The sequence below is a fragment of the Mesorhizobium sp. RSR565B genome (assembly GCF_054719465.1).
Map to the genome: position 1 here is coordinate 1,346,925 of NZ_JBTTIE010000001.1, position 26,815 is coordinate 1,373,739.

At 57.0% G+C, this 26,815-nt stretch carries 24 protein-coding genes, 2 tRNA genes and 1 pseudogene; 22 read left to right on the forward strand and 5 right to left on the reverse strand.

What is annotated here, in order from left to right; genetic code table 11:
- Positions 1-269: 269 nt before the first annotated feature.
- Entirely contained in the window at positions 270-1,943 is a 1,674-nt protein-coding gene (locus tag ACYG9R_RS06510; protein WP_023823680.1) for a DUF262 domain-containing protein, read from the forward strand.
- A gap of 88 nt (positions 1,944-2,031) precedes the next feature.
- Here ACYG9R_RS06510 and ACYG9R_RS06515 read toward each other — a convergent pair.
- Positions 2,032-2,106 (reverse strand) — tRNA-Thr (locus ACYG9R_RS06515).
- 151 nt (positions 2,107-2,257) lie between these two features.
- Here ACYG9R_RS06515 and ACYG9R_RS06520 point away from each other — a divergent pair.
- The 11 genes from ACYG9R_RS06520 (at position 2,258) to ACYG9R_RS06570 (ending at position 10,190) form a co-directional block, all read left to right on the forward strand.
- On the forward strand, positions 2,258-2,452 hold the full coding sequence (locus tag ACYG9R_RS06520) for a hypothetical protein (RefSeq protein WP_023823681.1): 195 nt from the start codon (positions 2,258-2,260) through the stop codon (positions 2,450-2,452).
- A 141-nt stretch (positions 2,453-2,593) separates the two neighbouring features.
- Positions 2,594-3,886: a UDP-N-acetylglucosamine 1-carboxyvinyltransferase gene (gene murA, locus ACYG9R_RS06525; protein ID WP_023732388.1), complete on the forward strand. Its 1,293-nt coding sequence runs from the start codon at positions 2,594-2,596 to the stop codon at positions 3,884-3,886.
- A gap of 167 nt (positions 3,887-4,053) precedes the next feature.
- On the forward strand, positions 4,054-4,488 hold the full coding sequence (locus ACYG9R_RS06530) for a DUF2948 family protein (RefSeq protein ID WP_023692404.1): 435 nt from the start codon (positions 4,054-4,056) through the stop codon (positions 4,486-4,488).
- A gap of 134 nt (positions 4,489-4,622) precedes the next feature.
- Positions 4,623-5,915, forward strand: a complete 1,293-nt coding sequence (hisD, locus tag ACYG9R_RS06535) for a histidinol dehydrogenase (RefSeq protein ID WP_023823682.1) — start codon at positions 4,623-4,625, stop codon at positions 5,913-5,915.
- A 6-nt stretch (positions 5,916-5,921) separates the two neighbouring features.
- Positions 5,922-6,407 (forward strand): UPF0262 family protein, encoded by a 486-nt coding sequence (locus ACYG9R_RS06540; protein WP_023669283.1) that lies wholly within the window; start codon positions 5,922-5,924, stop codon positions 6,405-6,407.
- A complete protein-coding gene (locus ACYG9R_RS06545) occupies positions 6,395-6,859 on the forward strand; it encodes an arsenate-mycothiol transferase ArsC (protein ID WP_081725519.1) in 465 nt (154 codons plus the stop codon). Before ACYG9R_RS06540 ends, ACYG9R_RS06545 begins: the two co-directional genes overlap by 13 nt.
- Positions 6,860-7,044: 185 nt before the next feature.
- Positions 7,045-7,263, forward strand: coding sequence for a translation initiation factor IF-1 (gene infA, locus ACYG9R_RS06550; RefSeq protein ID WP_006200926.1), 219 nt, complete (start codon positions 7,045-7,047; stop codon positions 7,261-7,263).
- Positions 7,264-7,282: 19 nt separating this feature from the next.
- Positions 7,283-7,909 (forward strand): Maf-like protein, encoded by a 627-nt coding sequence (locus ACYG9R_RS06555; RefSeq protein WP_023681911.1) that lies wholly within the window; start codon positions 7,283-7,285, stop codon positions 7,907-7,909.
- The gene (gene yacG / locus ACYG9R_RS06560; RefSeq protein ID WP_023669280.1) at positions 7,906-8,097 is read left to right on the forward strand and encodes a DNA gyrase inhibitor YacG; all 192 of its coding nucleotides are present in this window, start codon (positions 7,906-7,908) and stop codon (positions 8,095-8,097) included. The genes ACYG9R_RS06555 and yacG overlap by 4 nt, the downstream gene beginning before the upstream one ends.
- Positions 8,098-8,311: 214 nt before the next feature.
- Positions 8,312-8,387, forward strand: a tRNA-Phe gene (locus tag ACYG9R_RS06565).
- A gap of 87 nt (positions 8,388-8,474) precedes the next feature.
- Positions 8,475-10,190, forward strand: a complete 1,716-nt coding sequence (locus ACYG9R_RS06570) for a DUF6538 domain-containing protein (RefSeq protein ID WP_032886107.1) — start codon at positions 8,475-8,477, stop codon at positions 10,188-10,190.
- Here the strand turns inward: ACYG9R_RS06570 and ACYG9R_RS06575 are convergent.
- Positions 10,187-10,636, reverse strand: coding sequence for a DUF6998 domain-containing protein (locus ACYG9R_RS06575; protein ID WP_031199290.1), 450 nt, complete (start codon positions 10,634-10,636; stop codon positions 10,187-10,189). The two genes, ACYG9R_RS06570 and ACYG9R_RS06575, sit on opposite strands and share 4 nt — an antisense overlap.
- A gap of 419 nt (positions 10,637-11,055) precedes the next feature.
- On the opposite strand from ACYG9R_RS06575, the gene ACYG9R_RS06580 reads away from it, so the two are divergent.
- Positions 11,056-13,749, forward strand: coding sequence for a DUF927 domain-containing protein (locus tag ACYG9R_RS06580; protein WP_023823685.1), 2,694 nt, complete (start codon positions 11,056-11,058; stop codon positions 13,747-13,749).
- A 190-nt stretch (positions 13,750-13,939) separates the two neighbouring features.
- Positions 13,940-14,506 (forward strand): hypothetical protein, encoded by a 567-nt coding sequence (locus ACYG9R_RS06585; protein WP_023823686.1) that lies wholly within the window; start codon positions 13,940-13,942, stop codon positions 14,504-14,506.
- Positions 14,507-14,810: 304 nt separating this feature from the next.
- Here ACYG9R_RS06585 and ACYG9R_RS06590 read toward each other — a convergent pair.
- Positions 14,811-15,842, reverse strand: a pseudogene (locus ACYG9R_RS06590) (DUF4238 domain-containing protein).
- A gap of 52 nt (positions 15,843-15,894) precedes the next feature.
- On the opposite strand from ACYG9R_RS06590, the gene ACYG9R_RS06595 reads away from it, so the two are divergent.
- From ACYG9R_RS06595 to hxsC, 5 genes are all read left to right on the forward strand, one after another.
- Positions 15,895-17,601 (forward strand): RecQ family ATP-dependent DNA helicase, encoded by a 1,707-nt coding sequence (locus ACYG9R_RS06595; RefSeq protein ID WP_245260043.1) that lies wholly within the window; start codon positions 15,895-15,897, stop codon positions 17,599-17,601.
- A gap of 152 nt (positions 17,602-17,753) precedes the next feature.
- Complete coding sequence (locus ACYG9R_RS06600) at positions 17,754-18,014, forward strand: hypothetical protein (RefSeq protein WP_127218519.1); 261 nt, start codon at positions 17,754-17,756, stop codon at positions 18,012-18,014.
- The gene (locus tag ACYG9R_RS06605; protein WP_023823689.1) at positions 18,014-18,346 is read left to right on the forward strand and encodes a hypothetical protein; all 333 of its coding nucleotides are present in this window, start codon (positions 18,014-18,016) and stop codon (positions 18,344-18,346) included. The genes ACYG9R_RS06600 and ACYG9R_RS06605 overlap by 1 nt, the downstream gene beginning before the upstream one ends.
- 31 nt (positions 18,347-18,377) lie before the next feature.
- Complete coding sequence (gene hxsB / locus ACYG9R_RS06610) at positions 18,378-19,796, forward strand: His-Xaa-Ser system radical SAM maturase HxsB (RefSeq protein WP_196813581.1); 1,419 nt, start codon at positions 18,378-18,380, stop codon at positions 19,794-19,796.
- Position 19,797: 1 nt separating this feature from the next.
- Positions 19,798-20,958, forward strand: coding sequence for a His-Xaa-Ser system radical SAM maturase HxsC (gene hxsC, locus ACYG9R_RS06615; protein ID WP_050590515.1), 1,161 nt, complete (start codon positions 19,798-19,800; stop codon positions 20,956-20,958).
- 536 nt (positions 20,959-21,494) lie between these two features.
- On the opposite strand, the gene ACYG9R_RS06620 is transcribed toward hxsC, so the two are convergent.
- Positions 21,495-22,148, reverse strand: coding sequence for a hypothetical protein (locus ACYG9R_RS06620; RefSeq protein WP_155923246.1), 654 nt, complete (start codon positions 22,146-22,148; stop codon positions 21,495-21,497).
- 32 nt (positions 22,149-22,180) lie between these two features.
- Positions 22,181-23,341 carry a DUF262 domain-containing protein gene (locus ACYG9R_RS06625; RefSeq protein ID WP_196813582.1) on the reverse strand — a complete coding sequence of 387 codons (1,161 nt, stop codon included), beginning with the start codon at positions 23,339-23,341 and terminating at the stop codon, positions 22,181-22,183.
- A gap of 318 nt (positions 23,342-23,659) precedes the next feature.
- Here ACYG9R_RS06625 and ACYG9R_RS06630 point away from each other — a divergent pair, with 318 nt between their 5' ends.
- The 3 genes from ACYG9R_RS06630 to ACYG9R_RS06640 all read left to right on the forward strand — a co-directional run bounded on the left by ACYG9R_RS06630 (position 23,660) and on the right by ACYG9R_RS06640 (position 26,798).
- On the forward strand, positions 23,660-24,871 hold the full coding sequence (locus tag ACYG9R_RS06630; RefSeq protein WP_031199297.1) for a hypothetical protein: 1,212 nt from the start codon (positions 23,660-23,662) through the stop codon (positions 24,869-24,871).
- A 23-nt stretch (positions 24,872-24,894) separates the two neighbouring features.
- Complete coding sequence (locus tag ACYG9R_RS06635) at positions 24,895-26,022, forward strand: hypothetical protein (RefSeq protein ID WP_155923248.1); 1,128 nt, start codon at positions 24,895-24,897, stop codon at positions 26,020-26,022.
- 209 nt (positions 26,023-26,231) lie between these two features.
- Positions 26,232-26,798: a recombinase family protein gene (locus ACYG9R_RS06640; RefSeq protein ID WP_023823696.1), complete on the forward strand. Its 567-nt coding sequence runs from the start codon at positions 26,232-26,234 to the stop codon at positions 26,796-26,798.
- The last annotated feature ends 17 nt before the right edge of the window (positions 26,799-26,815 follow it).

Consider the following 26,815-nt stretch of genomic DNA (forward strand, 5'->3'; position numbering starts at 1 on the left):
TCTCGATCGCTTTATTGATCCGAAAGCATTGGCTGGTGTGTAAGAAGCCCTGCGGCTCGCTTGGCAGAGCTTCTATCCACCTCTTAAATATGAATCGCCGAATCCAAATATTGATTTGTCAGCGGAGCACGGCTACCAATTTCTTACAGACCTCGAGATCGGCGTTCTATCTATTGCAGGCTAGCACTTCGGTGAGCGTATGAGCACTGACGCAGGAAGGGCTTCGATATAAATGGTGTCGTCAAAATCGTGGTGGGGAGACAATATTAATGCAACTCAATCCAATGCACCTAAAAATCGCGGGGTTGCTATCCGGTAGGCTTTTTCGGATACCTGAATATCAACGTGCTTACGCTTGGGGTACCAAGCAGAGAACGGACTTCTTTAATGATATCAGAGATGTCGCCAGGTCCGGGCGTGATCATTTTATGGCCACGGTTGTCGGTCTCGGCAAAGACACAAGACAGATCGGCGCGGATGAATTTAGAGAAGTCGAGCTGGTTGATGGTCAGCAGCGAATAACGACGATAATAATCCTTTTAAAATCTGTCTTTCAGCATCTTTCTCTCGATGACGAAAAAGAGGTGAGGCTGAGGCGGGAGATAAATGAACTTCTTGTGAAGAGTGACGATAACTCTCTTATTTTACTTCAAACAAATCATGACACAAGCAACGTCTTTACGACATACATCAAAAATGGAGCCATTATATCTCCTAAGCACCCAACTTCTGCAGACGTCAATTTATTGAAAGCCATAAACGAATGCGATGGATTCGTCGTCGGGTGGGGAGAAAGTTCTTCTCTCGTCGAGCTTGTCGCTCTAATTAGAAACAGATTGTCCGTCATATACCATGAGATATTGGACGAAGCGACAGTCTATAGAGTATTTGAAGTTCTCAATAGTCGCGGTCTAGACGTAAAATGGGTCGATAAACTCAAAAGCCAGCTGATGGCACTTCTATTTGAGCACGGCGAAGTTGGTTCCCGGAAGGACGCACTTCGCGAAATGCAGGGTATATGGCAAGCTATATATCGCGTTCTAGGGTTACGCAGCGATCTTGGAGACGAAGCGCTTAGATTTTCTGGCACTTGGACGCGCGATGCTCGCCCTAACAAAATTCTGAGTCAGGAAGACGCTGCCACGGAACTCACGTTGGCTGCTGGTTCGAAACTGCCTTCCATCATTCACATAGCGAAAGATCTTTTTGACGTTGTTGAGGCGGTCCAGGATTTAAGTGCGAATGTTCGATACAATGCTGTTACGCGAATTGCCCAGGCTCGGTTTGTGGCGATATCGATCCTCCTGCGAAAGTTCGATAAGCAAAACGAGGCTGAATTGCTGCAGCAATGGGAGCGGGTGATTTTTCGCGTCTACGGCCTAGGGGGCGCGGACGCCCGACATAAAGTGGGCGAGTTCGTCCGGCTTGGGCACGACATTATTCGAAAGACCCTCAAGCCCGCCGACATCAAAGCCCAGCTTTTGGAGATCGGTGAAGATTATCCAATCGATGACATCCTATATGGCCCTGAGTATTGGGACTATTCGTATGATGACTGGGCGGAGGAGCTGCGTTATTTGCTATTTCGATATGAAGAATATCTCTGCGAGGTCGCAGGAGAGAAAATAAACAAAGGCCAGTGGAATAAAATCTGGATGGTGGATCCATCAAAATCTATAGAGCACATTCAACCGCAAAGCTCTGGTGTGAGTTACGTGCATAACATAGGGAATTTAGTCATGCTCCCCCCCGGCCTCAATTCCGCGCTTGGTGCACGAGCTCCGAAGGAAAAGGCGCCTGAATATGTTGCTTCTGGGCTCAGGCAGGCGGCGAAGATAGGGACGGCGTTAGAAAATGGAAAAAAGTGGAACAAGGATGCCGTTCTCGCGAGGGCTGCGGATATAGAACGTTTCGTTAAGAGGGAGTGGGGCGAGAAGAATTAGGCTGTAAGGCGGGAGGCTCGAATACGCAACTTGGCTGCCATCGTGAGTCGCCAGTGGTCTTGTTGCCAATTTGCGGAGATGGAAAATCTGGTGCTGCGAGAGAGGATTGAACTCTCGACCTCTCCCTTACCAAGGGAGTGCTCTACCACTGAGCTACCGCAGCCGCTGATGGCGGGGCTTCTGCCATATCGAACCGGCAAGCGCAAGGCATCTGTGAAAGCCTTTGCCAGACAAGTTTCGCTGACATGGCGGCGCCACAATGCTAGCTATCCCCTTGAACGGCAGGCCCCGCCAGTCGCGGGTGGAACGGAACGATGAACGACAAGACAATTCCATCGAAAAAGGTTGGTCCGGCAAAAAAGGGCGGGACCAACCGCAAGGACCGGCTGGCCGAGCAATTGCGCGCCAACCTTATGAAGCGCAAGACTCAAGCGCGCTCGCGGCGCACGGGTGAGGCGGACCAGCGGCCGGAAGGCCTGGCTGCTGCAGAAAAAATGCACAAGGACTGACCGAAAGCCGCCACAGTGGGCGGTCACCTTGGCCAATGGGCTCAGAAATCGTATTTCTTGAACCAGGCCGGCCAATGGTCTAGACGGGCCGATATTCAGACTGACGAAAACCGGCCTTTCGGGCCGAGGGGACATGCTCTCATGGATCGCATCAGAATTGTCGGCGGCAACAAGCTCGCCGGAAGCATTCCGATTTCGGGCGCGAAAAACGCAGCCCTGCCGCTGATGATCGCCTCACTGCTCACCGACGACACCCTGACCCTGGAAAACGTGCCGCATCTGGCTGATGTCGAGCAGCTGATCCGCATTCTGGGCAATCATGGCGTCGACTATTCGGTCAACGGCCGCCGCGAGAAGCAGAATGAGGGCTATTCGCGCACCATCAATTTCTCGGCCCGCAACATCGTCGACACGACCGCGCCTTACGAGCTGGTGTCGAAGATGCGGGCGTCGTTCTGGGTGATCGGCCCGCTGCTGGCCCGCATGGGCGAGGCGAAAGTGTCGCTGCCCGGCGGTTGCGCCATCGGCACGCGGCCGGTCGATCTGTTCCTCGAAGGCCTGCAGGCGCTGGGCGCCGACATCGATGTCGACACCGGCTACGTGCTGGCCAAGACCAGGAATGGCCGCCTCGTCGGCAACCGCTATGTCTTCCCGAAAGTCTCGGTCGGCGCCACCCACGTGCTGATGATGGCGGCGGCGCTCGCCAAGGGCGAAACGGTGCTGGAAAACGCCGCCTGCGAACCCGAAATCGTCAACCTCGCGGAATGCCTCAACGCCATGGGCGCAAAAATTTCCGGCGCCGGCACACCGACCATTACCATCGATGGCGTCGAATCGCTGTCGGGCGCGCGCGTGCGCGTCATCCCGGATCGCATCGAGACCGGCACCTATGCCATGGCGGTGGCCATGACCGGCGGCGACGTGGTGCTGGAAGGCGCCCGCCCCGAATTGCTGCAGACCGCGCTGGACGTGATTGCGCAGACCGGCACCGAGATCACGCCGACCAATTCCGGCATTCGCGTCCGGCGCAACGGCGCCGGCATTTCGCCGGTCGACGTGACGACGGCGCCCTTCCCGGCCTTCCCCACCGATCTGCAGGCGCAGTTCATGGGCCTGATGACCATGGCCAAAGGCAAGTCGCGCATCACCGAGACCATCTTTGAAAACCGCTTCATGCATGTGCAGGAACTGGCCCGGCTCGGCGCCCACATCACGCTGTCCGGCCAAACGGCGATCGTCGACGGCGTCTCCAAGCTGAAGGGCGCACCCGTGATGGCGACCGATCTGCGCGCCTCGGTGTCGCTGGTCATCGCCGGTCTGGCGGCCGAAGGCGAAACGACGGTCAACCGCGTCTACCACCTCGACCGCGGTTTTGAGCGGCTGGAAGAAAAGCTCTCCAATTGCGGCGCGGTGATCGAGCGGATTTCGGCTTGACCGCACGGCAGTTGCTTCAGACAGACAGGCGTCTGGTGCTGCCTTCATTCGCTATCAACACTTCAAACCCGAGGCCCTAGCCTCGGGTTGAGTTTGTGTCGCGGTTGCACGGACCGGAAAGACCGCCTAACAGAAGGCTGAAACCAACTTTCAGGTGTGCATTCGGCATGGCAGCCCTCAAACTCATTGCGCTCGACGATCAGGATCTGAGCATCGTCTCGGCTCACGTCCAGGACGCCGTGATGAAGGTCTCGGATCTCGAATACCTGCCTTCGGCCAAGCGTTTCATATTGACCATGAACCGCTTCGTCTGGGAGGCGAAGTCCGGGCTGTTCAGCCAGCATAATGAGCGGCGCCAGGCGGTGTTGCATTTCGACCGCGTGCTCGGCGCCAAGACCAGCGGCATTGCCCGCGATCGGCCGGCCGAGGTGCTGTCGCTTCTGGCAATCAGCTTTATCGAAATCAGCAAGCCGGCCGGCATCGTCGAATTGGTCTTTTCCGGCGGCGGCGCGATCATGCTCGACGTCGAATGCATCGAGGCACGGCTTGCCGACATAGGCGGCGCCTGGGAAGCCACCTCGCGTCCGGTGCACAGGGTCTAGAGCATGATCCCAAAAAGTGGGTGCCGGTTTTTGTTGGACAAAACGGGAATCGTTTGTCCAGAGATCATGCTCCAACAAAGGGCTAGATGATGATGAGATTTCAAGCAAATCTCACCATGATCTAGACGCAGCCGATGGCCATTACGCTTATCCAGTCCGATGCCGGTTTCGCGCAGCGTTTCGCCGCCTTCCTGACCACCAAGCGGGAAGTATCGGAGGACGTCGACACTGCCGTGCGCGCCATCATTGCGCGGGTTCGTGCCGAGGGCGACGCTGCCCTGGTCGACTACACGCTGAAATTCGACAAGGCCGACCTCAATAGTCTCGGCATCGCCGTGTCGAAGGACGACATCGCGCAGGCCTACAAAGACGCCGATCCGCAGACGGTCGATGCGCTCAAGTTCGCGCGCGACCGCATCCGATCCCACCACGAGCGACAAATGCCCAAGGACGATCGCTATACCGATGCCGCCGGGGTCGAGCTGGGTTCGCGCTGGACGGCGATCGAGGCGGTCGGGCTCTATGTGCCGGGCGGCACGGCAAGCTATCCAAGCTCGGTGCTGATGAACGCCGTGCCGGCCAGGGTGGCGGGCGTCGAGCGCATCGTCATTGTCGTGCCGGCGCCGGGCGGCATCATCAATCCGCTGGTGCTGGTGGCAGCCGATATATCAGGCGTTTCGGAGATTTACCGCGTCGGCGGCGCGCAGGCGATTGCCGCCCTTGCCTATGGCACGCAGACGATCCGGCCGGTCGCCAAGATCGTCGGACCGGGCAATGCCTATGTCGCCGCCGCCAAGCGCCAGGTGTTCGGCACGGTCGGCATCGACATGATTGCCGGACCGTCTGAAGTGCTGGTGGTGGCCGACGGCAGCAACGATCCCGACTGGATCGCCGCCGATCTTCTGGCGCAGGCCGAGCACGACGTGTCGGCGCAATCGATCCTGATCACCAACGATCCTGCGTTCGGAAAAGCAGTCGAACAGGCGGTCGAGCGCCAATTGCTGAGCCTGCCGCGCGCCGAGACGGCGGCTGCCAGCTGGCGCGATTTCGGCGCGGTGATCCTGGTGGGGACCATCGAGGCCGCGCTGCCGCTGGTCGACCGCATCGCCGCCGAACATGTGGAACTCGCCATCGACGATGCCGAGGGCTTCCTGGCCAGGATGCGCAATGCGGGCGCTGTGTTTCTGGGACGCCATACGCCCGAAGTCATCGGCGACTATGTCGGCGGCTCCAACCACGTGCTGCCGACGGCGCGTTCGGCGCGCTTCTCTTCGGGCCTGTCGGTGCTCGATTTCGTCAAGCGCACCTCGATCCTGAAGCTCGGGCCGGAGCAGCTGAGAGCACTTGCGCCGGCGGCGATTGCGCTGGCCAAGGCGGAAGGCCTCGACGCGCATGGCCGCTCCGTCGCCATCCGGCTGAACATGTAGGCGGCGATGGCGGACGGCGATCAAACCCGCGCAAGGCTGATCGATGTCGAGCTCGACGAGTCGATCGGCCGTTCGACGCCCGATGTCGAACATGAGCGCGCGGTGGCGATCTTCGACCTGATCGAGGAGAACAGCTTTCAGCCGGTCAATGATGACGGCGCCGGGCCTTATCGGCTGAAGCTGTCGCTGGCCGAATCCCGGCTGGTGTTTGCGGTCGCCCGAGAGGATGGTGCTGATGTCGTCACCCATATCCTGTCGCTGACGCCGCTCAGGCGCATCGTCAAGGACTACTACCTGATCTGCGAAAGCTATTACGACGCCATCCGCTCCTCGACGCCGAGCCATATCGAGGCGATCGACATGGGCCGGCGCGGCCTGCACAATGAAGGCTCGCAGACGTTGATGGACCGGCTGGCCGGCAAGATCGACATCGACTTCGACACGGCGCGGCGGCTGTTCACGCTGGTCTGCGTGCTGCACTGGCGGGGTTAGACCTGACTGGGGCGCCCCGCTCGATCCTGTTTTTGTGCGGCATGAACGCCGTGCGCTCACCGATGGCCGAGCAGCTGGCGCGGCGCATGCTGCCGCCGGCCACTTTCGTCGCCTCTGCCGGCGTGCACAGGGGCGAGCGCGATCCGTTCGTCGACGCGGTGCTGGCCGAAGAAGGCCTGACGCTGGGCGAGCGCCAGCCGCGCTCGATGGACGATCTCGAGGACGATTATTTCGACCTGATCGTCACCCTGGCGCCGGAAGCCCACCACGCCGCGCTCGAACTCACCCGCTCGCTTGCCGTCGACGTCGAATACTGGCCGATGCCGGATCCGACCGATGTCGGCGGCAGGCGCGAGCAGATCATGGCCAGCTATCGCGACGTGAGAGAACGGCTGAAAGCGCGCATCAGCCGACGTTTTCTGCTTCCGGAGGTAAAAAACGCGGCGGATTGATGCATGTCGCTCAAAAGCGGTCCCGGTTTTGAGACAACGACATGCATAAAACGAAAGCTTGGAGCGCGTCGCATATGACGCGATCTAAGCGTGTTCACAAGCGCACGATTATCATATAGGTTCCGCCGAAATTCCGGCCTGGGCGCTCCAGGGCGCCGGAACTGCAATCCAAGCAAAGGTATCGAATGCCGAAGGAAGAAGTCCTCGAGTTTCCGGGTGTCGTGACGGAATTGTTGCCCAACGCGATGTTCCGGGTGAAGCTCGAAAACGAACACGAGATCATCGCCCATACGGCTGGCCGCATGCGCAAGAACCGCATCCGTGTGCTGACCGGCGACAAGGTCCTGGTCGAGATGACGCCCTATGACCTGACCAAGGGCCGCATCACCTACCGTTTCAAGTAACAGTCCGGCGCGAACCGCGATGAGCATCCTGCAGAAGCTCGTGCTTGCCTCTGGTTCGCCGCGCCGGATCGAACTGTTGCAACAGGCCGGCATCGAGCCGGACCGCGTGCTGCCAGCCGATGTCGACGAAACGCCGCTGCGCGCCGAACATCCGCGCTCGCTGGCCAAGCGGCTGTCGAAGGAAAAGGCCGAGAAGGCGCTGGCCTCGCTGAAAAGCGAGGAAGACTATGCGCCAAGTTTCGTGCTGGCCGCCGATACGGTGGTCGCGGTCGGACGCCGCATCCTGCCCAAGGCCGAGACGCTGGACGACGCCGCCAATTGCCTTGGACTGCTTTCGGGCCGTTCGCACCGGGTCTATTCCGGCATCTGCCTGATTACGCCGGGCGGCAAGCTGCGCCAAAGGCTGGTTGAATCCAGGGTACGCTTCAAGCGGCTTCCGCGCGAGGAGATCGACGCCTATGTCGCCTCCGGCGAATGGCGCGGCAAGGCCGGCGGCTATGCCGTCCAGGGTCTCGCCGGGTCGTTCGTCGTCAAGCTGGTCGGCTCCTACACCAACATCGTCGGCCTGCCGCTCTACGAGACGGTGGCGCTGCTTTCGGGCGAAGGCTTCAAGGTCCACACCAGCTGGCATACCGCGCGGCCATGAGCCTGGACGATAAGGTCACACCACTGCGCCCGAAGCGCCCCTGCCCCGAATGCGGCAAGCCGTCGGCGCGCGAGACCTATCCGTTCTGCTCGAAGCGCTGCAAGGACATCGACCTCAACCGCTGGCTGAAGGGCGCCTATGTCATCACCGCGCGGGATGACGAGGACGAGAGCGACGAGCCGAAGTAGGGTTTGGGCGGTGCCGGCCGCGCAATTCCACTTCGCCGACCTTACGCAATTGCTGCTTTGCCGGCGTCGGTATTGTCTGCGACAATTGCCCCGGAAAATCAGCGCTTAGGCGCTGGACAGGCCGGATTCCCGTGCTATAACCCACGCGCTTTCAAGGGGTGCCCCACGGCGCTTTCCTGAAATCCGGTCAGGCGATGTCTCGTTTGCCGGCGAGGCCCAGATAGCTCAGTTGGTAGAGCAGCGGACTGAAAATCCGCGTGTCGGTGGTTCGAATCCGCCTCTGGGCACCATCACCCCACCTAAGGTGTTGATGCAGCTGAAAAACTAGCAAAATTAAACAGTTAGGGCTACCCCAGTGCTACACACAGGTGTTACACATGGTCCTAGGTATGAGCCGTCCAACAAAACATCCTAAGACCGGCGTTTACTGGTTCCGAAAGCGAGTACCAGCGGACATAACCGCGCTGACGGGTCGCAAGGAAGCCATCAAGACCCTTGGTACAAAAGACCCCGTGGAGGCCAAGCGAAAATTTATCGAGGTGCTCGCTGAATTTGAGCGCGAGTGGGCGCGGATACGTCTCGGAGGCAGCCTCACACGAAGAGACGACCCGGACGGTGGCATTGGGGGCACCCCACGTCTCATAACAGACCGTGAGGCGCATGTTTTTGCCCAAACCGTCCATGACGAATGGATTGCAAGGTTCCGCGACAATCCGAGCGAACAGCTTCACTGGCACACGGATCTCTACGAAGGAATGTGGACAAAGTATCCCCTGCCCTCAGTTGATCCTGTTCCGGGCGTGGAAGGTATCGCAGATCCCATTCCGGGAAAGATGCCGATAGAAAACGTGCTCTGGAAGTCGATGCGGGCCGGGTGCGTCAGCCGGGCAAAGGACATTCTTGTTGGCAATAGCTTCAGCGACGATTCGTGGAGTATCGACAAGACGGCACGTGCAGTGGGGGCCGCCCTGCAGAGAGCCAGCTTAACGCTGGAAAGGCTTGAACGCGGCGAGTTTGAGCCCGGAGAGGAGCCCGAGTGGCTTCATCGCTCGGCATATACTCAGTCAACCGACAGTCGGTCGCGTAAGACGGCGGTGACAAAGCAGAGCACTAACACAGCGACTTTGACTGGGCTCGTGGACGGCTGGTGGAAGGAGAGCAAGGCAGCGGGCAGAAAACCGAGTACCTATGAGAGCTACAGAGATGCGTTTGCCTATCTTGCTCGGTTTCTGAAACACAACGATGCATCGACGGTTATGGCCAAGGATATTATTGCCTTCAAAGATCATCGACTGAGCACACCGTCGCCGAAAACCGGAAAGATAATTTCCGCCAAGACGTTTAAGGATAGCAATCTCTCGGCTCTGAAAGTCGTCTTCGGCTGGGGGGTCGCCAACGGTCTCGTGGGCCATAACCCGGCAGTCGGTGTGACCTTGAAGGTCGGAAAGCCTGCTCGCCATAGATCGAAGGGCTTTTCGGATGAAGAGGCCAAAACAATCCTTTCTGGCGCCCTATCTCATAGGCGAGGGCAGGAGAATGCGAAGACCTTTGCGGCGAAGCGTTGGATACCATGGTTATGTGCGTTTACCGGAGCTCGCGTAGGCGAATTGGCCCAGTTGAGAAAGCAGGATGTGACCTTGCGTGGCGGTGTTTGGGTCATTCGAATCACCCCCGAGGCCGGTACAGTCAAAACCAATGAAGCTCGCGAGGTACCCCTTCATCAGCAGGTGACCGACCTTGGATTCCCTGCTTTTGTACAAGAGGCTCCAAGCGGACATCTCTTTTTGAAGGTCGATCCGTCTGAAAACATCCGCGGGGCTCTGCGAGGCTTGAAAAACCGCCTCGCCGAATTCGGTCGAACCTTCGTGCCAGACCCGAATGTGGCGCCCAACCACGGCTGGCGTCACCGCTTCAAAACAGTTGGTATGGAAGCCGGTATCCCTCCCCGCATTCTAGACGCGATACAGGGTCAGGCAGCTCGGACGGTCGCCGACACCTACGGCGAGGTCACACTTAAGACCATGGCAGGACAAATCTCAAAATTACCCTTCTATACAATCGCGGGAACAAATGAAGAATCTGCCAACGATTAGATAGCAATCTCCTCGCCCGAAGATTCCGTCGCGGCCGCAGATATCTTTGCTATCGCCAGAAGCTTGCTAAGTCGGATGACTCGCTGCCCATTCTTTTGAACCGGTCCCGCGGCTTGCCAAGCTGGCTCGCCCGGCCCGTCATACACGATCTCGGCAAACTCAGGCGAAACCACGCGCAAGACCACGAGCCGGTTGCAGGTGTCGTAAAGCGAAATCGATTTGGCTCCGGTCATCTTGATTTGGACATCGCCATCTTTGTCGAAGGCATCATGCCCGGGGTGAGAGCCCGGATATAGGGTAAGTCCGAGCGCCTCGGCGGCGACCACCTCCCCTATCGATCCAACGAGATGCCCATCCGGAGTAAACTTTCGACCCGGATAGCAAGCCTCCAAAAGCTCCACAGCCCTGTAAATAGCTGCAACAGGTTCAGGCAGTTCCACTCGCATTGCCAACCTTCCCGAGATGCCGCCCGCCAAGGACTGAGCGAGAATATTTTTGCCACCCTCTTGCACGATACACAGGGCACACCCTAAATTCCATGCACAAAGAAGAAGCCTAGAAAGCCTTCCAATCAGATAGCGAGCTCGGCCTCCGGTAACGGACTGCCGCAGTCCAAGGGGGAACGGCCCCGCCGCAATTGCGGATCATCTGGTCAAATCCACACCCTTAAACCGGGAGTGGCGATGGTCAGTTGGTGCTTCGATCCCCATCTTCCTCGTCGTCGCTCTCAAACCGAGAGCGAAGCTATGCCAAAACCAAGCACTGGGTCGGATCAAGCTATCCTTGGTCTGATCGCGTTTTTTATCGAGCCCGACTTCCTTCATCTGGAGCGCCTGCTGCGTTTGTCCGACAAAGGAGGTGCGGAATGAACGCGCGTCCTTCGAAGGTGCACAGGGCACAGGCGCTGAAAATCCTGCCTCCGAACTTTGAAACCATCAATGCTTGCGCGGAATATCGGCGCGAGGCGTTGGCCGCGGCTCCGATCACCGATCCTTATCTCGCCGAAAAATGCAGCCCGAAGAAACGTTGCAACTCGGGCCTGTGCCCCCTGTGCATCCGTGCTCTTCGAGTTCGTTTGGTTGAGTTCCTAGACCAAGAGCGGCTGGACAAACACCAGTGGTTCTTCGTCACGGCATACATGCGGGGTTGGACGAAAAAGCCCGGCGATGTCCGAGCCTTTGGACAACTCGGCTCTCATCCCGCAATCAAGGCGTTCATCCAGCGGCTACATCGTGTGACGGTGCCCGAGCCACTGATGCTGTTCGGTGCAATAGAGACGGTCTGGCGCGCGAACGATAACAAACCAACAGGCAAGCCGTTTCATCTGCACTTCATGATAAGTGGGAGATCTGAGGATCAAATTAAGAAGGCCGCTCGCGGGTTCGACCGCGACACACTTGTACAGACTCCCGTGAGGGTCGACCCCGTCAAAGCGGGTTGGGAAGATTTCCGCGATGCGGCAACCTACACGGTGAAACAGCCCTTTTGGAAATACTCCTACTACGGCCTCGGTCCTAGAAAGAAGCGGCAGTTTCCAAATCGGCAAGAGCTTGGCGAACTGATCTGCAACCTCGGTCCCCATGGTACGGCAGGACGGCTGGTGTTCGCGGGGATGCAGTACAAGCACGGACGGTTCGAGCTGACTTCCAATGTGAAATCGATGTCGGCGAAGTCGCAAGTCGAAGATGGCTCAAACAACCCTGCCGATGCCGAGAAGAGGCCTCCCAACGAGGTTGTGGCGAACCTGATCGGAGCAATCGTAGCAACACTACGGGCTGGGAATTGTCGACCTACACGGCCTGCAACTGCAACCGAAATGAGGGGTGTGTCGATGTGCACACCACAACCAAAAGGAGAGTCTATCATGCCTACACAAGGCGCACTGCAACTGCCATGGAACGAGACGAGAGCAGCCGAAATTGCGAAAGCCAATGCTAAGCCGTCCGATGCAAACTTTTTGAAGCTCGTGCGAACTGAGGTCTCCGAGAGCACGGGCAAGCACGAATGCGTTTTGCGCTTTCGTACCCGAACCGGGGTGGTTGAGGCTGCGGTTCCCAAGAGTGAGCTCATCTCCTCTCACGCACTGCGGAAACTGTTGATCGACAAGGGCGCTATGTTGCCACAAAATTTCGATCAATGCCGGGAAGCTATCCTCAGCAGCGAAAAGGGGCGCATCGTGACGATGGCGGCCTCCACTGGCTGGCGCGGCAACGCTCTCGTCACCCCATTTGGAATCTTCGGTGACAGGGATGCGGTGAAGAACGTGCGCCTCGAACGGGGCGCTGAGATCGAGCGTCGTACTTCGGGCACTGCCAAGGAGTATCTTGCGGGGATCAAGCCCTTCTTGGAAAGATCGCCGGTCCTAATCCTCGCGTACATTGCCGGATTAACTCCCAGCTTGGCATCTCGTATCGGGCTCAAGGATTCCTTTGCCCTGAACTTGATGCAGAAGACGTCTACCGGCAAGACGACGGCGCTCTTCGTTACGCAGTCCCTTATCACCGCCTGCGATCATGAGCGCCAGCTCTTTAACTTCAATGATACGCTGGGCCTGCAGCAGGACCTTCTGCCCATGCGCGGAGGCATTGCCGTGCCGTATACCGACCTCAAGAATTCTGTCGACGAGGGAAAGGCATTTGCACACAAGATTCGTGCCTTGGTCTTCGCCTCGTCATCCGGAAAGGCCCGCGGCCGTAAGGGTGAGGTCACGCCGCCTATCCCGGCCTTCTCGATCCCCATGCTTTCGAGCGAGATGCCAATGGCCGAGCTGTTCCGCGAGAACGGCATCAAGTTTGATGGTGGCGAGGGTGTGCGACTTATCGAAATCGAAGTGCGTCCCGGCAGCGAGGGTGGCATCTTCATTCCTGGCGAGGGCGAAACATCAGCTCAGTTGCGGGCCGATCTCGTCAATCATCTTGCGGTCCAACATGGAACGGTCCTGCCATTGTGGATCGAGTTCTTGTCGAAGAAGAGCATCGAGGCGGCTGCGAAGCACGTCAGCGAAGCCAGACAGCGGTTCATGGCAACAATTTCCGCTCCGGAACCGCATCAGGATCGCATCGCGCAGCGCTTCAGCCTTTTGGCGGCCGTGGGCGAGATCGCTTCCCGAAAGAAGTTGATCCCGCTTAGCCAGGATCAGGTCACGTCAGCGATCCGGCAGCTCTACAATTCGCGGATCGCCGCAGAGATGACAGCGACCGGAAGGGAGGCTGAGCTTTGGCCTCTCTTCTTCGAGCGCGTAGCAGCCAAGAACTTGTTTCCAGCGGCTAAAGACGGGGTCGAACCAAGGCATCCTGAAAAGTACAAGAACGGCTTCCGTCGCCGCGAACAAGGGCGGACGCACCTTTATGTTACCCGCGCTTGGCTCGACCAGCAGGTGCCACACAAATGGTTCGTGGAGGAGAAGCTGATGCCACGCCTCCTGGCGTCAGAAGCCACTCGCAAGGGCCATGGCGGGGGCTGGACGGCACGTGTGAAGCAGGCCGGACTGCCGGAAAACAAGCGCTATCTACGCTTTGACCTTGGGAAGCTTCGCAAGCTTGAGGCAGACCTTGGGTAGGCGTTTGCTAACGGGGTGCTGGCATCTGCGCCAGCGCCCCGAACATCATTGCATCCTCTCAAGTAGAACGATGGCCACCCGGCTTGCTACCCCTCAAGCCGCAATTTCGATACGGAATTAGCTGGCGACACAACGAAGTATTGACCGGAAAGGTGCAGAGTGGCTGCTTGTTTGTGGAGGTCGAAGCCAGATGGACGTTAAAGAACTAAGGGAGTTCGGCGAACGAGCCGCCAATGTTTCCACCGTCGGCCAAGTCAAGGCCACCGCAGCTGCCGCCAAGCGCAAGGGGCCGAAGGACTATGCCTTCTATGGTGCTATTGGTCTTCTCGGGTTCATCGCGATTGGATCTCTTGGCCACATCATCAAGGGAATGCAGCGCGCGCCGGGGGAGAATGCTTCTGCGGCCACCCCGGTTGAAGACAAGTACGACGGCGGGTACCTGACAGAGCCTTTAGTGATAGATCGGCCGGGCGAGCCACAGGCGACCTATGCGGTCCGCAAAGTCACTTACGAGGGCAAGGGTGTCGTAAACGTCCTGCACTCCCGCTACAGCAGTCAAAGCGGAATGTGGTTCACCCATGCTCGATACGACTGCAATAAGGGAACTCTCTTCACCCTTGCCGGTGGCGAGACTGCGACAGCCGAGACAAGCAGGGCTGACTACGATTGGAGCTTTCTTGTAGATGGGTCTTCGGCCACGCAGGTCGCTCGATTGGCTTGCGAGAGAGTCGGGCTGAAACTGCACGTATCGAGCTAAGCGACCAGATCTCGACCATTTCTGGAATCTCTGAACTTCTACTAGGGTGAGAATAACAGCCTAAGAAGTCTCTTTTCTACTGCACAAGCATAGGGGCGGGCGTGGTGGAAGCTATCAAAGCTCGCCGAAGCTGCTGCGGTCTGCCGGTTTATGCATGGAGCGGAGATCGACAAGCTGTGTGTCGCAGGTCTAGAAGGCAGAGAGGTTTTGAAAGACGTCGCTGCTCGATCTGTTGCGACCATCCGGAAGCAGGATGCAACCCGGCTTCGTGCTTTGATCCGAGCTGTTTGGCTGAGAACTTCCCCTAGGCGACCTGAACCCTGCGCCCTCGCTTCAACGCGGGGTTCTCGCTGTTGAAACTCCTCGCCAACGCAAAGTCAGCCTGCTGGCACACGACGTAGCGATAAGCATACGAGGTTTGTAGGGAGTTGTAATAATCCATATTGGCGTCGTTCGATGAGACAGGGTAGCCGTCGGCAGCCGCCGAAAGCAATTCCTCGACTGGCCTTGCTGTGGCGTTTGCCGCATCCAGAAACTGCCTCATCCCGGCTGCTGAAAGTTGACCTTTCATTAGGCGCGACACTGCTTCGGCCTGCCTAGCCTCCTTCGCTCGCTTGTGGGTTTCCCTCAGCCCTTCAATGATCGATGGACAGAATGCGCATAGCATAAGGTCCGATGCCAGCGGCATGTAGATTTCAATGCCTTGAACGCCTAGGCCGAGGTTGCCACGCGGGCCAAAATCGCGCGCGTTGGCAAGGCAAACTGGATTGTCACCTAGATAGAAGCTACGCCCCGGCGCGGGCTCGGCCAGCACGAAATCCTTTGCGGCGATAATTTGGGCATGGCCCCCGATGCTGCCCTGAATGCTCAGAAGATGTTCCCTCTTGAGCCTGTCCTCGGTCATAGGTTGCCAGTCTTCCCACCCGCGAACATCCTGCATTTTCCCGCCACTTTCTTCGACCTTCTTGACGAGCGCCTCCTCGATCGCCTGCCATTGATCGCGGGTGGCCTTTGTTCTCAACAGTTGAAACGCCAGCATCATCGCCAACGCGGCCTTCTGCTCGGGGCTGTTGTCGAGCCGTCGGTCTTTCAACACCTTTCCATAGCTTGGTTGAATCTGGTGCTCGGCAGCACAAGCGATCGGCTCAAAGGAGGCCAGCCATTCAATAGAAGGTGAAATCGTTAAAGCGGCGCTCGGGCATCATGTTTCGAATGGACGTGACGAATGTCTTCTTCCGGTGTGCGTATCGAATACCGAGACCCGCTCGTTCTTCTCGTCGGAAAGGAACTGGCGCAGGATGAACTTAGGAACGTAGTGTTGATTCTCGACCGCCATCCATACAATTTCGCAACTCGGTCTCCCGCCAGCCACAAATCGCAAATCGCAGTTGAAAGAGCTTGTTCTGAGCGCACCGTCGGATAGTTGGTCCCATACGCGACAGCGGGTCCTGCATCGGGACGGTTATCGTTGTGTCTCCTGCGGCATCCAGTTGAAATCGGCGAGCGCAGACATTCACCACCTGCTCCCCCGCTCGATGGGTGGAAGCGACGAAATGTCGAACTTGGTGTCGCTTTGCGATGGCTGTCATGCGAGCCATCACCCGAACTTGGCAGGTGGCCTCGCGAGACGGGCGATCGAGAGATGGGCAGTGCGACTTGCCAAATGGCTAGACCGTGAGGGAATCGTGACCGAAACGACGGGCAACTTCGGACCCGCTCTACGCCTGTTTGGGCTGGAGCGATTTCGTCACGGTCAGTTGCCTATCGTTCTGGCTGCGCTTTCGGGAAAATCCGTGTTAGTCGTCAGTCCCACCGGTTCCGGCAAAACCCTATGTTTTCAGCTTCCCGCGGTGCTGAGGCGTGGGGTCGCCCTTGTTGTTTCTCCCTTGAAGGCGCTGATGTCCGAACAGGTGTCCGACCTTCTGGCCAAGAAAATACCGGCAACGTTCATCAACAGTGATCTCAGCCGCGAAGAGAAGGAGACCCGCTTTTCTCTGCTTGGCCTCAAGGCCATAAAGCTCCTCTACGTAGCGCCGGAGCGGTTCTTTGTTCGTAGCGACGCCGAGCGCAACCAGCTAAAGCGGAGCGAACCGTCCTTTTTGATCATAGACGAGGCCCATTGCGTTGACCGCTGGGGTGAGGACTTTCGCCCCGAGTACGGGCGCTTGCGCGAGGTTCGGGAAAAGCTCGGTGCTCCCCCAGTCTTGGCTTTCACCGCTACCGCTGGAAAGGAAATGCAGGACCGAATTCTCGCCTCGCTTGGCATCCCGGACGCGAAGGTGTTCGTCCGCGATGTGGATAGGCCAAACATCGCGATGTTGCGACGGCATTGTAGATCTGAACAGCGGGCGCAGGAAATAGCATCCATGCTGGCGCTGCCCCACTTGAAGGGGCAGAAGGCGATGATTTTCGTCCCTACGGTAAAAGTGGGGGACGAACTGCGGACTGCTTTGTCGGCGATGGGGTTGGACATCCCATTCTATCATTCCAAGCTGGGAACTCCATGGGAGAGGCAGGAGCTCGTGAAGCGCTTCTTGGGGCAGAGCCGCCCAGTGGTCGATCAGATTGTCTGCACCAACGCCTTTGGCATGGGCCTCGACGTTCCTAACGTGCGGCTGGTGGTGCACTGGCAACAATCAGCATCTGTTGAAGACCTGTTGCAGGAGTTCGGCCGCGCTGGAAGAGATGGGAAGCCGTCGGTCTCGGTCATGTTCCACGACGGAAAGGGCCGAGGTGATACGGGACGCCTCAAATTCATGGCCGAGATGACTGTCTCGAATGCACCGGGGGATGAACACCAAAGAGCGGCCATGCTGGAGCAGCGCAACCAGAACATCGATCAAGTGGCCGGGATGCTCCGCTCGACTTCTTGTTTTCGAAAGTCGATTCGCAACTATTTTGGCGATAGCGGGGGACGGCACAGACCGAGCCTTGCAGAGCGGATCCTCGAATGGGTTTTTGGAACACGTCCGCCGACAACCTACCACACCGCTTGCTGCGATAGCTGCGACTCCGCAACAATCAAAAAGCACGGCGCGATAGCTTATGTTGCACGGGTCATGGGAGGAGAATTCTCGCGTTCAGGGCGAAAATGACGATCGATTGCGCTCAGATGACGGAACCCGGCCTCTCCCGCAATACAGTATTCAGTGTAATATTAGTGATCTCTTAAGCACTTCTCCACAATCGGTACTTGCCCGACTTGGCCCGTTTTGCTAATGAGTCCGTACAAACGGGGGTTTGGATAATGTCGAAGCGTAATTTCCTGTCACCAATGGCCTTGTCGGCCACGATGATTCTCGGCGGCCAAGTTCAGGCTGCAGTCCTTGTCGAATCGGCAAATCAGCCTTCGGCCAAGCTGGCTGAAGCTGGCACTGTCCCGGCGGACCTCGGCTACGGTGAGGTGCTCGACCGCTCAAATGGTACGGACGTTATCATGGCGTACCACACCAGCCATTCGAGCCATGCCAGTCACGGGTCTCACTGCTCTGGCTACAGCTATTGTTGATGGCGGACACTTCTCGCGATAGCGAGCTCGTCCAGACTGCCCAAGTCAAGTTTGATCTGTCAGTCTTCAGTCTCGACTGTGTGAAGCGCGCAGCGTATCGGGTAACCGGCAACGCTGCGGTTGAGATCACGATCGAAGGCGGCTTCGCAGTATGCATGATCAGCTTCAGCAAGGCGGCCGCGCGAACTTCGGCCGACGCAGCGGTAGAAAAGCTGCGGCTAGAGGTCTTGGATCAGGACCTGCGTAGCAGCATCGCCGCCGAAACCGCCACGGTTAGAAACGCGGTACTGGCGCTGGCGTTTTCCAGATCGGGCCTACAGTCCGATGACTAAGTTTGCTCCGGCAACTGAGTTCCAACGACCGTTGGACGACACATATCAGCTCGCTTACTTCCGTTTTTCCCAATTGGACGACGAGCGGTATGTGCTGACCAACCAAGCGGGCGAATATCTGGTATTGCCGCGCGCCGTGCTCGCTTCGTTTGTCAAGCACGAGCTTCCCAGCACACACCCTGCCTACTCCCGCCTGCGCAGTAGGCAGTTCCTCTTTGATGCATCCTCCAATATCGGCAAGGAGCTGCTGGCGCTGAAGGTTCGGACCAAGGCAAAAAGGCTGGAGAACTTCACATCGCTTCACATAATGGTCGTATCGCTGCGTTGTGAGCATTCCTGCCCCTACTGTCAGGTATCCCGTCAAAGCGAAGATCGTTCAGCCTTCGATATGTCAGAGCAGACTGCCGAGAAGGCATTGGCGCTCATTTTCCAGTCTCCAAGTCCGGCTATCAAGATCGAGTTCCAAGGCGGCGAGCCGCTTCTGAATTTCCCGTTGATCCAACACGTCGTGCATCGGGCTGAAGCGATCAACAAGGTCGCCGGGCGCTCGCTGCAATTCGTTATCACGACGAATCTCGCTGTCGTTACCGACGAAATCTTGGAGTTTTGCCGGGAGCACAGCGTCCTAATTTCTACGTCGCTTGATGGTCCGGCCACTCTTCACAATGCCAATCGACCGCGCCCGGGAAAGAACAGCTACGAGTTGGCCGTGGCAGGCATCCATAAGGCCAGACTAGCTCTTGGCCATGAGCGCGTAAGCGCGCTTATGACGACCACCAAAGCCAGCCTTCCATGTGTCCGCGAGATCATTGACGAGTACGTTCGGCTAGATTTCCCCGGAATATTTCTTCGTCCGCTTTCGCCCTATGGTTTTGCCGTCAAGACAAAATCATACGCCGCCTACGATGTGGACCGCTGGCTCGACTTCTATTTCGGCGGGCTGAACTACATCCTCGAACTGAATCGGAAAGGCATTCCCTTCAAGGAGTTCTACGCGGCCACCATCTTGACAAAGATGCTCACGCCTTTCGAGCCGGGATATGTGGACCTGATGAGCCCGGCAGGCATCGGTATCTCCGCCGTTGTCTATAACTATGACACCAGCGTCTACGCATCCGACGAAGCGCGCATGTTGGCTGAGATGGGCGACAAGACATTTCTGCTCGGGAACGTCCACGAAAACACTTACGCGGAGATTTTCGGGTCTGACGCTCTCCTCGATCCTATTGAGCAGTCCTTTGCCGGGTCCGCTCCGATGTGCGCCGAATGCGCCTACGAGCCTTTTTGTGGGTCTGATCCCGTATTCCACACTGCAACGCAGGGCGACTTTGTTGGCCTCAAAACGCGGTCAGGATTCTGCAATCGCAATATGTCGATCTTCAAGAGGCTGATCGAACTCATGGAGAGGGACGTTACCGCCCGAGAACTCTTTCTAAGTTGGGCGAATTAGGATGTTGCGACTGAGTGGCTTCGCTGCGTCAGCAAGCGTCGGTGATTTCTCTCAGCGAGTGGCACTTAGGCTCGTGACGGGCCAAGCGGATCAAGCGCCCGACCGGGATCATGATGGGTATCTTTTCAAGGGGCAGGCGTCTCATCCGGATTGCCCGTGGGTTGTCACCTTTGAGGAGCATCGGCCGGAGGCTGAGCGCCTGTTTTCAGACCGACGACTAGTCGTTCTGCCCCGCGAGTTCGACTACCTCAGCGAGGGAGACGTTATCCGCTTTGTGCCGGATCGGAAGGCAGTGCGTGTCCTGTTCAGAAAGGATGCCAACGCCAACTATTTCCTCGTAACGGAGCGGTGCAACCACCTGTGCTTGATGTGCTCCCAGCCACCCAAAGACGTTGACGATCGCTGGTTGGCGCGGGAGATTTTGGATGTGCTGCCCTTGCTGCCCTCAACGACCCCGTTTCTCGGGATTACTGGCGGTGAGCCAACGCTGGTGGGTGAGGACTTTTTTGACATTTTGTCCTCGGCTCGTGACCATCTTCCTGCGACGCCAATTCATATTCTTTCCAATGGCCGGACGTTTAAGGACAAGGCGTTTGCTGAGCGGTATCAAGCAATTGGACATCGCCGCCTCTCGGTCGGCATACCGATCTATTCCGCCGACCCGGAAATTCACGATTACGTGGTTCAGTCCAAGGGCGCTTTTGACGAAACAATCCGCGGAATCATGAACCTTAAGTCCGTTGGTGCTGAGGTCGAGATACGAGTTGTCGTTCACAAGCAAACCTACGAAGGGCTCGCTGACCTGTCCGATTTCATTTTTAGGAACCTGACTTTTGTCGATCACGTGACGTTCATGGGCCTTGAGATCACAGGGTTCACGCGGGCAAACATGGATAAGCTCTGGATGGACCCATACGACTATCGCAGCGAGCTGCGGGCGGCCGTCCAATATCTCGCTGCGGCTAGAATCAATGTTTCAGTCTACAATCACCAGCTCTGTCTTCTTGACGGCTCCATCCATCAGTACGCAAAACGCTCGATCAGCGATTGGAAAAATGAATACGCCGAAGAGTGCGGCGGCTGCTCCCTACGCAATAAGTGTGGCGGCTTCTTTTCATCCAGCAGCCTCGCAAAAAGCTCTCACATCGCGGCGTTCCAATAATAGAACACCGACGTGCATCGGGACTTTCACGAAACCTGAGTCAAAAGCTAAGGCCGTCCAATGCGAAGCTATTTGAGAGACTCTCTCGCGCTAATTGTCATCCTCAACTTCACGGCAGCGTCAATCGCAGATGATTTCAATGCCATTCTGTTCGGTCATCCAGTCGAAATTTACGGTGAGACCGAGGAGACGATGCATCTTGACGGAAAGCCGACCACTACAGACGGTAGGCTCACAATCGACGAAATCGCAATTGTGAACGGAGTTCCAACATTGGTCGGCAACAGCCTGTCAGGCGGCAACGCTTGCGAAGGATCACCCTTCATTTCTTCCAAGGCTGGGTTTCGAGAACCTGATCTACGGTGCTGACGCGGGCGGGCTTTGATGCGACAAGCGGGAGGCCTCTTATGGTCGTCGGCTTGGCGGCAATAAGGATGCCATAACGGTGGCGACGGCCGACAATACCTGATGCTGACACCTGCGCGCCCTCCATTTTCCGATGGATATCGGATTGAAAATCCTGTCGACGTTCCTTTTCAAGTGCGAACGGCTTTCAGCGTCTTCAGTGCATCATCGAGGTCTAGGTACCCATCCAGCAAATCCTGTGTCCACGTGGGCAAATCGGTGATGGATGGCAGGGTTTGTGCCGCTACCACACCTTTATGCGCGGCCTCACCCCGAAGGGTTGCGAGCTGATCGACCCTCGACAGGAAATTGGGCGAAAACACTTTTATATCGACACCAAGGTACGACAGCAGCTTGAACTGGTACTTGTAAGAAATGCCGTGGTTTTGCTCGATTGACCTCTGATAGATCTTGTGGCCACGGTCTAGCGCAAGTGTCAATTCAGCCCGGCTAGACAGCTGCTTCGCGCTAGAGATATGAACCCCAAAGCCGGAGGCACCGACAAGCTCGGCTACGGTCGTGAAATCCCTATCCTGCTTGGTGAAGGTAACGTACGGCAGCAAACAGAGGTGCTTCCCAACTCTGCCTAGCTTGTTTCTGGCGGTGAATGCGTCGAGCGCATGATCCGCGATTTCGCTGCAGCGTCGCTCCAAATAGTGTTCGCAGGCCGCATGGGTCATGACGGCGTAGAAGGCGATGCCGTCCTTTTGTGCTTGGGAAAGCGACCGACCGGGCGAGGGAGGGGTCGGCAACACCGCCACCAGCTGGTTGAGCCTCTTTCGCAAGGTCCTATAAACCCCCGAAGGCATGTCTATGCTCACATAGGGATGAGATTCGAAGGGAAGTGACGAACCGGCCCCAGCATTTCTGCTAGTTCTGCGCCCCAAATCGCAAACCGATCATTGGTCGAAAGCTGTGTTTTCGTGGAAAGTGTCAGAGATCGAAGAAACGCCTGATGGCCTTCGCAGAGGAGCTGGAACTGCGCTTTTACGTCCTCCTTGCGTTGAACAGCTTGGGATGCGGTCCTCTCTTCCGAAAAGTAAAACATCATGATGTCCATGACCGCGCGATTTCGGGTCAGGGAAAAATTGTCCCCGTTCCAAACTTTAAAGGCGTCCGGGCCGAAGATTTTGACGGTCGCGTCGACGGACATCTCCAGATTCTTCCATGCATTTGTAAGCATACCGCCCGAATCTGCCCAATTGTCTGTAAAATACTTTGTAATATTATCAAGAAACTGCTTCATGTTTCCATTATACGAAGCAGAAATGAAATAAAAGGCAAGAAAGCGTGTCGCGATCTCCATGTCTCTCATGCGGAAATCCGGGGTCTTTTTGAAAATGTATTTCATGCCCTCTGATTGTGTGGTGACCTCATCCAACCACTCGACAAAATCACCGGGGTAAAGTGCGCGTCGGAGCTCCTGCGGTGAGAGCGTGACGCTATTCTGATTCAGTCGCAGGAACAGCAAGTAGAGCAGCTCCTTGGAAGCACCGCTCTTAATTACGGTCGTACGGACGGTGTGGGACTGGAAAGCGTCTACCGACCCCTCAAGGTCAAGCCGCCCGAGCATGGCGCCATAGGTTAATCCATCCAAATCACGCCTATACTCGCAACCCTTCAAAACGAGAGGCTGGTCGGTGTCGAGGCAGAATCGTGCCAGCGAGTTAAGACGCTGTTTGCCATCGATTACCGCAAATCTTCCGGGCGTAAGTTCAGCGAGTACGATTTGTGGCACTGGTAGGCGCAGGAACAAACTCTCGATGAACTTGGACATCTTGTCTTCGGTCCAAGCTACCCGCCGTTGATAATTTGGCTGTAGGTCGATCTTTTTGCGCTTGAGTAGGTCGGCCAAGACGCTGATCGTCCAGTCCGTCGGCGCAACCACCATTTCAGTGAAGTCACGTGGCCTTATGGACAGGTCCGACTCGTCTATGTCGCTTACAGCATCGAGCGCGTCGTCATCGTCCAAGGCCATTAGAGCCATCCATGTGTAGGAATTCCTCAGCGACTCCATGTCCCACAGATTAGATTGCTTGCCAACTGCTGGGGTTCGCTACAAGACCACGTGGCCATTCGGCGCAGTGTATGAGCACTGCCGCAAGAAGGAGGGTCGCTAACTGGCCCCGCAATACGGCTCGTGGCCGAACATCATGCGGATCTACCGCTACTGGGCGATGGTCTCCCGGAAATGAGAGAACCGGCGTGAGCCCGCTGGCGAGGGACCAACGGTTGATGTATCGTGAGGTATATTCCCCGCCGAGCGAGTTGGCTATGCCGTATATGGGGGACTTCGATGCGCAGGCGTCCCGTCGTTTGTGATTTGCAGTTTAAACGTCGCGAGCTCCTTGTTGGGATTGGCGCGGTCGTAGCTGGAGCCGTTCTTCCGATTAAAGCTATGGCGCAAGATCCATTGACTGTCGGGGTCGCATTGGGCTTGGCCAGCGCTGTGCTGGACATGATGAAATCTTCCGGCGACCTCGAGCGCGAGCTTCAGGCCATCAACCTCAAGCTCGACAGGATACTGGAAAATCAACAGGTCCTCATTAGGGCGTTGGGCGAAATTGATGGCAAGCTCACCGACATCCAGAAACAAGTGAGCAGCGTCCCGTCGGAGACCCTTGGGCTTCAGCTTGTTGTCGAGAGCAGGCAACTTGTAAGAGCCATCTCATTGGCTATTCGAAACGTCAAGGAGAGGCCGAACGAGACGCGCGCTAAGGAAATCTATCTGAGCACACGCGATGACCTCTTCAGATCAACAGGGCTGGTATTGGCGGCTGTACAGGAAAGTGAACGGCCCCCGGGCTTGATAGCAGCAGCCAAGGATCACCTGACGGCCTTGATTGTCCTTGAAAGGCATGAGGCCGAATTCGGGGCAACGCTATCTGAAAGTGATGCGGGTAGGTTGAAGGAGATGGTCCGAAATACCCTTTGGAGCCTGCAGGAGATGGCAGGCCCTAAGGGGGTAGCTGTTCGCCTTCAAGACACGACGAACAGGATTGACAAGTCCATAATAGCAATTAAGACCAATCCCGTCATGCTCGAAACTGTTCGTGATGACGATTTTGGGAATCGAAGTATCGCCCCGGTTGGTAGTTCTTCGAAATTGACTGGATATCTTTGCGCATTAGCGTACGGAGGACCCAATATCGCCGAGGTCCCGAAATCGACAATGGATTTCGTCACAGATGTGTTTGTCGCATTTGGCGGGCGCAAGCTTTACAATACGGTGGTGCATAATAGACGTGATGTCGAGCACCATACGGTGATGATCGTAGCTCCGGTGATTGTGGATTCGCCTTCTAGGACAGACGGTTGCCGCAATTTGGCGCCGTTTAATGAGAACGGATGGCCTTCGGTGTTGATTGAGCTCAAGGGGTTGCTTGATACCTACAATGCTCTAGCCGCCATCGAAACACGGCTATTGGCGTTCCAAAAGGTTGCGGCCGATGCAGCAGTACAGGCCCAGTCTCTTAACGATCGTCTAACCAAAAAGGCTGGCAAATGAGACAAAGCCATGTCGGAACGACCGTGCTTGCGGTCGCCTTGAAACTTTTCCTGTTCGGTTTTGCGGCTGCTGAGGCGAGCGAATGGCAAGATACATCCTTGGAGTGGGCGAAAAAGGCCGGGGACGCCGGAAGCAAGGTCGCTAAGTTGATCCGCGAGCCATCGCCTTTCGTCACGGCGCTCAATAAAGTCTACGGCAACGCAAAAAAGCTCAAAACCGTTACGGACAAGACCTTTGTTTCCGACAAGGATCTTGAGCAACTCGACACGGACAGGCGGACGCTCGATCAGGTCGAGCCACCACTTCCGGAGTCCCTAAATAGCCGCGCAACTTATGAGAAGATTGCTGGCGAAACTGACGGCACTGTTCAGGGTGGCCTCGACCAGCTGGACCGACTGCGGGAAGCGTCAAAAACGCGGAGTGATGAGATCACTAAACTGAAGAGCGATCGAGAGAAGGTGGCGGAGCTCGAAGGACAATATGGCGATGCCGTCGTCACCGCTGAGAAACTCAGCAAGGAGAGTGACAAGCTGGTCGGTGATTTCCCGATCGAGTTTACCTCGCAGCTAGCGACGGGACAAAGTTTCGGTCTGAGTTGGCTCACCTATAGCACCGAGGTGATCCCTGCTTTGCAGGACCGCCATGATGCAGCGAAGGCGGCAGTGGCTCGCTATGATACAGTGATCGCGGCCGCCGAAAAGGACCTGAAGGGGTTTGACGCAAGCAGGGAATATGCCGGAAAAGTTTGGACCGAGGTTGCCTCCAGTGTGACAGGGCTTGATCCTACGGCCATAGGCGGTCTGAGTTCAGTCCAGTTGCAGGCTATGGCGCGCGCGATCGCCGAAGGCAACGCGGCGACGTTAAAGGCTGCTGAGGAGCTCCGTAAGGAAGCGGAAGCGATAAGGGAGCACAATGCGAGCATCAGCAGAATCCAGATGATAGTTAATCTCGGCAGATTGGGATTAAGTGCGGCAGACAATTCGGGCAACAAGAGTGCGGAAACGTCGGCTACCCCCAACAGCATTCGGATTGATCCCCCTCCGCAAATGGACACTTCGTCTACCCCCAACAGCATTCGAATTGATCCCCCTCTGCAACCGGACACTTCGCCTACGACACAGCCGACGGTGACAGTCAGTCCGCTTCGCTAATGCGCGAGGCAATTATTACCTTAACGCGCGGCGCGACTGACGAGGTTCGAACTCATGCCCACGAATCCTGCCTTGGAGGCCGACAAATGAACTTCAGGGTATACCCCGGCGTGACGTAACCAAGATCCGAGCGTCGAGCGTAACATCGGAGTTGACATCGACTATTTGTGACAAGGTAGCCTCGGGCCTAAACCTTGAGGTGACAGGCCATGGCTCGCATTGGTTACGCTCGCGTCAGCACCGCTGACCAAGACCTCGAAACGCAAGTCGCCAAGCTGAAGGCCGAAGGGTGCGGCATCATCCGATCGGAGAAAGTCTCTGGGGCCAGCCGCGATGGCCGGGCCGAGCTGGCGACCATCATCGACTTTCTACGGCCGGGGGATGAACTGGTTGTGACACGGTTAGACCGGCTCGGCCGCGACACCCGCGACGTTCTGAACTTGATCCACGACTGCGAGCAAAGGGGGGCGTTCATGACCGTCCTGGACCCGCACGTATCAACGAGAGGCGAAATGGGCCACATCGTCCTGACCGTGCTTGGAATGGTTGCACAGATGGAGCGCCGGTTCATCAAAGAGCGGCAGCGGGATGGTATCGAGCAGGCCAAGCGGGATGCCGTCTACAAGGGTGGCAGACGGCGCGTGGATCGGACCAGAGTAATAACTCTGCACCACGGTGGTCATAGTGCCACCGAGATAGCAAAATTGCTCGGGTGCTCTAGGATGCAGGTATACCGGATACTTCACTTGAACGCCGGTCCAGATGGTTCCGGTTGAGAGCGAGCAAGCAGCCG